Consider the following 5,251-nt stretch of genomic DNA (forward strand, 5'->3'; position numbering starts at 1 on the left):
GAATCGGGCGCCGCAGCGGGGCGGGCTGTCAGGCAAGCCGCGCCCGATGGCCTGACGCTGTTGCTGGCCCGGGTGGGCAGCGTTGCCATCCTGCCGGCGCTGTCGCCACGCACGGCCGCGCCATTGAGTGACTTCACGGTGTTGGCCGTGCTCGACCAGGCGCCGCTCATCTGCGCCGTTCGCAGCGGCACGCCCATTGTGTCCATGCGCGAGTTGCTGGCAGCCATCGCCGCGACGCCAGCGCAGTTGCGCTACAGCACGAGCGGTGCCGGCACCCTGCAAAACCTGGCCGTGCGCTATCTGTTGGCATTGAACGGCCTGCCGGGCGACGCGGCCAAGCCGGTGCATTTCGGCCAGGACTCACTGGCCACCCAGGCCCTGCTCAACGGCGAGGTGGATTTCAGCTGCAACACCGCGCGCAGCATCATGCCGGCCGTGCAGTCGGGCGCCCTGCGTGGATTGATGACGACGGCCCACGGGCGGCTGAGGTCGCTGCCACAGCTGCAGAACGCCGCCGAGCTCGGCCTGCGCGATATGCAGCAATTGCAGGGYTGGTCGGCCCTGCTCGGGCCGGCGGGCATGCCGGCCGAGGCCGTTCTGCGCTGGCGCGCACTGCTCGACAAGGTCGCCGCCGATCCGGAATGGCAGGCCGGCACCGAAGCGCTGAGCGCGTCGGCGCGCATCCACGCAGTCAAGGACCCGACGCAGTACTTGCGCCAGCAGGGGCAGTTCTACGAGCGCCTCGTGACGACGCTGGAGGCCCGGCCATGAGCCTGGGCAGTCCGTCGCGCCGTCGACTCTGGCCTTGGATCGTGGACGCGGCGCTGGTCGTGCTCATCTTGGTGATGGGCCTGGCAGGTAGCGTGGGCGCCTACCGCTCGCTGGCGCTGAAGGCTGCGGGCCAGCAGCGCGAGCTGTTGAACGCGATGGGGCAGAGCGTCGTCGGCGCCTTTGATCTGCAATTGGTGAGGGTGGTGGAGACGCTGCAGGCGGCCAGYCGGATGTTGTCGGCCCAACCAGGGCTGACGCGCGCTCAATTCGCACGCTATGGCGCCGGCTTGGTCACCGATTCCTCGGCCCTGACCCTGCTGGAGTGGCAGCCCGTCGTGCCGCATGCGCAGCTGGCTGAGTTCGAGAGGCAGGCGAATCTGGAGCAACCGGGCTATCGCGTCGTCGAGCCGGCGCCGCAATACCAGGGCGATGGGCTCATCGCCGCGCGCGAGCGCGACATGCATGTGCCGGTGCGCTATTCCTGGCCCGAGAACGGCTCCGCCGTCGGTGTGGACATGGCCTTCGACCCGCGCCGCATGCGCTCCAAGCTGCTCGCCCGCGATGCCGGCGTGCCCATCGCGTCCGAGACATTTCCGTTGATCCGGCTTGGCCAGCAGGCGGCCGCCATCAGCGGCTTCGCGGTGTCCGCGCCGGTCTACCGGATCTCGCAGCCGGCGGGCGTCGAGGCGCGTCGCCGCGAGCTGACGGGCTTCCTGGCCGGCGTCATCGAGCTGCCGACGCTGATGGCCGAGGCGGCGCTGCGGGCCGACGCCAATGGCCTGGATGTCTTCGTCTTCGACCAGGAGGAGAAGCACCGGCTCATCTATTCATCGGCCGGCAGTGAACCCTTCCAGTCCGACGAGCGCGACACGGCGCTGAGCATCGACGTGGGCGGGCGCCCCTGGCAACTGGTGCTCAGGCCCCGGCCCGGCGTGCTGGCTGGCGAAGGTGACAGAACACCGCTACTGGTCCTGGCCGCAGGCAGCCTGGCAACCCTGCTCGTCGCGTTGGCGGTGGCGCGCAGCCTCGTCGTCAGGCGCCGCCTGGAGCGGACCGAGGCCGACCTGGCCGAGGATCGCCAGCGCATGGCCAATGTGCTGGACGGCACGGCGGCCGGCACCTGGGACTGGCATATCGACACCGGCCGGCTCGACATCAACGAGCGTTGGGCCCAGATGCTGGGCCGCAACCGCGCCGAACTCGAACCTGTGACGAGCACGACCTGGGAAAGACTCTGCCATCCCGGCGACCTCATCGAGTCCAACCTGGCGATGAAGCGTCATTTCAGCGGTGCGGACGAGCGCTACACCGCCGAGTTCCGCATGCGCCATGCCGAGGGCCACTGGGTCTGGGTGCAGAGCAACGGCAGCGTCTTCGAGCGTGACGCCCAGGGGCGCCCGCTGCGATTGGCCGGCACGCACATGGACATCTCCCGCCGCAAGGCTGACGAGCAGCGGCTGTATGACGATGCCCGCGCCCTGGAGGCGGCAAACCGCCAGTTGCGCGACCTGGCCATCGTCGACGCCCTGACCGGCGCCTTCAACCGGCGTCATTTCAATGATGTCTGCCTGGCCGCCCTGGCCGGCGCCCAGCGCGGCCAGGCCGTGGCCTTGTGCATGCTCGACGTGGATCATTTCAAGGCCTACAACGACCGCTACGGCCACCAGGCCGGCGATGCCGTCCTCAAGGCCCTGGCGCAGACGCTCAAGGACTCCCTCAAGCGCTCGACCGATGCGCTGTTCCGCCTGGGCGGCGAGGAGTTCGGCGTGATCTTCTCGGCCACGTCGGCCGAGACGGCCGAGCATTTCGTCAGCCAGCTCAGCGCTGCCCTGCACGCCCTGGCTCTGCCTCACGAGGGCAGCCCTCAGCGCGTTGTGACCGCCAGCTTCGGCCTGGCCTGGTGGGCCGCGCCGAGCTCCAACCTGACGCCGGAGGCCATGTACGCCGCGGCCGACGACGCCTTGTACGAAGCCAAGCGCTGCGGCCGCGATCAGATCGTCATTCGCTGCTTCCTGGCCGGCGAAGGCGAAACCCGAACGTCAGAGCCGATGGCGCTGAGCGACCGTCAGGCGTAGCGCGTCGCGCGGCCCTCGCGCACGAAGGCCCAGAGCTCCAGCCCCAGGCCGCGCGCCGTCGCAATGGCCAGACTGCTGGGGGCCGACATGCAGGCCAGCAAGCCGACGCCGGCCATCGCCGTCTTGTGCACGAGCTCGAAGCTGGCCCGGCTGGACATCAGCACGAAGCCTTCACGCGGATCGGTATCGCGACGGGCGAGGGCGCCGGTCAGCTTGTCGAGTGCGTTATGGCGGCCGATATCCTCGCGCACCAGCAGCAGTTCACCGCTGGGCAGGCACCACGCCGCACCGTGCAGACCACCGCAGCGCGCATTCAGCACCTGCGCGGCGGGCAGGGCGGCCAGGGCCCGGTCCAGCGCCTGCGGGGCCAGCGTTGGCGCGCTGACGGCGGCGGGTTGCAGCGCGCCAAGCAGGGCCAGGCTTTCGACGCCGCACAGGCCGCAGCCGGTGCGGCCTGCCAGGGTGCGCCGGCGCACCTTCAGGCGCTGCTCGCAGGCGGCGGTCACCGTCAGGGCCAGTTCGATGCCTTCGGGCCGGGTCTCGATCTCGACGTCCAGCAGTTCGCGCCGCGACGTGAACCAACCTTCCGCGAGGCCGAAGCCGAGGGCGAAGTCCTCCAGATCGGCCGGCGTGGCCAGCATGACGGCCTGCGAGATGTCGTTGACCGTCAGCGCCACGGGCACCTCGGCGGCGACCTCTTCGTCAGTCGCCGTATTCAGGGGTTTCAATGTCCGCAGCGCGGCCTCGGTTTGCATGGCGGCGATGATAGAAGCCTCGTTTTGCTGGAGCCACCGTGTACCTGCCCGCCCATTTCAAGTCTGCCGACCTCGACCATGCATTGCGCCTGATCGCCGAGCATCCGCTGGCCTTGCTGATCGGGCCGGATGCGCAGGGCGAGAGCTTCGGCAGCCATCTGCCGCTGGTCGTCGTGCCGCAGCAGGACGGCCTTGTGCTGGAAGGCCATATGGCACGCGCCAATCCGCACTGGGGTTGGCTGTCACAGCAGAAGAGCCTGCTGGCCGTCTTCAGCGGCCCGAGCGCCTACATCAGCCCGAGCCACTATGACGCGGTGCAGAACGTGCCGACCTGGAACTATGCGGCCCTGCATGCCTATGGCGACATCGAGTTGATCGACGGCCAGGTCGACAAGGATGGGCTGCTGAAGCGGCTGATCGGCCGCTTCGAGCCCGAGTACGCCGAGCAGTGGCGTGGCCTCAACGAGGACTACCAGCGCAAGCTGCTGGGTGCCATCGTCGGCTTTCGCATCCGCGTGACGCGCTGGGAACTCAAGCTCAAGATGAGCCAGAACCGCGCGGCGGTGGAACGCCAGCGCATTCGCGAGGCGCTCGCGGCCTCCGAGCGGGCCGAAGAACGCGCTACGGCTGAATGGATGACGCGATTGGAGGCCTAGACAGGGACCTCTTCGCCCAGCGCCCGGCGCAGCGCCATCGCGGCATGCGGCGCCCGCTCCTTGGCACCGCTGATGAAGTAGACGAAGACATCGCGCGGCGCCGTGCTCGCCGTGGGTACGGGTTCGATGCGCGGCACGCCCTCGGGCTCGCCGCCCTCGCTCCAGATGCGCGCCGACCCGGCCAGTTGCGGGAAGACCTCGGGCTTGCAGCCCAGCGCCTCTTCCGAGTGCGTGCGCATGATGCGCGTGTAGACGAAGTCGCCCGTCGGCTCGGCAATCGGCGGGTAGTCGTCGGACTCGGTGAACACCGTCGCGGCCTTGTACTGGCGGGCCAGCGCGAGGTATTCGGGGCACTGGAAGCTGGCATGGCGCACGTCCAGTGCATGGCGCAGCTTCAGGCCATCGACTTGAGCAGGCAGCAGTTCCAGGAAGGCCGTCAGATCGCCAGCGTCGAAGCGGTGCGTCGGCGCCAACTGCCAGACGATGGGGCCGAGCTTGTCGCCGAGTTCGGCGATGCCGCTGTCGATGAAGCGCTTGATGGAGTCCGCCCCGTCGGCCAGCACGCGGCGCTGGGTCGCGAAGCGGATGGCCTTGAGCGAGAACATGAAGCCGGCGGGTGCCGTATCGCGCCACTTGGCGAAGGTGGCGGGCTTCTGCGCGCCGTAGTAGGTGCTGTTGATCTCGATGGCCGTGAGGCGTTGGCTCGCATATTCCAGCTCACGGGCCTGCGGCCAGCCCTTGGGATAGAAGTTGTCGCGCCAGGGCTCGAAATTCCAGCCGCCGATACCGACCCTGATGGTTCCGTTGCTCACGCCGACTCCTGGCTGATGGCTGTATGAAAAAACAGTCTATCGGCCAGGGTGCTTGCATTGCAAGAGGGCTTACATGCCCGCGTAGTTCGGCCCGCCGCCGCCCTCGGGCGTGACCCAGACGATGTTCTGCGTCGGGTCCTTGATGTCGCAGGTCTTGCAGTGCACGCAGTTCTGCGCGTTGA

6 protein-coding genes are annotated in these 5,251 nt (G+C 68.7%); 3 read left to right on the forward strand and 3 right to left on the reverse strand.

From position 1 onward, the window contains the following. Both ACXJKR_RS23560 and ACXJKR_RS23565 read left to right on the forward strand, forming a co-directional pair. A partial coding sequence (locus tag ACXJKR_RS23560) for a tripartite tricarboxylate transporter substrate-binding protein (RefSeq protein WP_457324874.1) occupies positions 1-771 on the forward strand: 771 nt, incomplete at its 5' end. Further along, positions 768-2,846: a diguanylate cyclase domain-containing protein gene (locus tag ACXJKR_RS23565; protein WP_457324875.1), complete on the forward strand. Its 2,079-nt coding sequence runs from the start codon at positions 768-770 to the stop codon at positions 2,844-2,846. The genes ACXJKR_RS23560 and ACXJKR_RS23565, both read left to right, overlap by 4 nt. Here the strand turns inward: ACXJKR_RS23565 and fdhD are convergent. Further along, positions 2,837-3,601 carry a formate dehydrogenase accessory sulfurtransferase FdhD gene (fdhD, locus tag ACXJKR_RS23570; protein ID WP_457324876.1) on the reverse strand — a complete coding sequence of 255 codons (765 nt, stop codon included), beginning with the start codon at positions 3,599-3,601 and terminating at the stop codon, positions 2,837-2,839. The two genes, ACXJKR_RS23565 and fdhD, sit on opposite strands and share 10 nt — an antisense overlap. A 38-nt stretch (positions 3,602-3,639) precedes the next feature. Here fdhD and ACXJKR_RS23575 point away from each other — a divergent pair, with 38 nt between their 5' ends. After that, complete coding sequence (locus ACXJKR_RS23575; RefSeq protein WP_056197727.1) at positions 3,640-4,257, forward strand: FMN-binding negative transcriptional regulator; 618 nt, start codon at positions 3,640-3,642, stop codon at positions 4,255-4,257. On the opposite strand, the gene ACXJKR_RS23580 is transcribed toward ACXJKR_RS23575, so the two are convergent. Together ACXJKR_RS23580 and ACXJKR_RS23585 are read right to left on the reverse strand one after the other, a co-directional pair. Then, on the reverse strand, positions 4,254-5,069 hold the full coding sequence (locus tag ACXJKR_RS23580; protein ID WP_457324877.1) for a DUF72 domain-containing protein: 816 nt from the start codon (positions 5,067-5,069) through the stop codon (positions 4,254-4,256). The genes ACXJKR_RS23575 and ACXJKR_RS23580 overlap by 4 nt on opposite strands. A gap of 69 nt (positions 5,070-5,138) precedes the next feature. Next, on the reverse strand, positions 5,139-5,251 hold a 113-nt coding region (locus ACXJKR_RS23585), incomplete at its 5' end, for a 4Fe-4S dicluster domain-containing protein (protein WP_457324878.1).

Source organism: Roseateles sp. P5_E11, assembly GCF_054049355.1.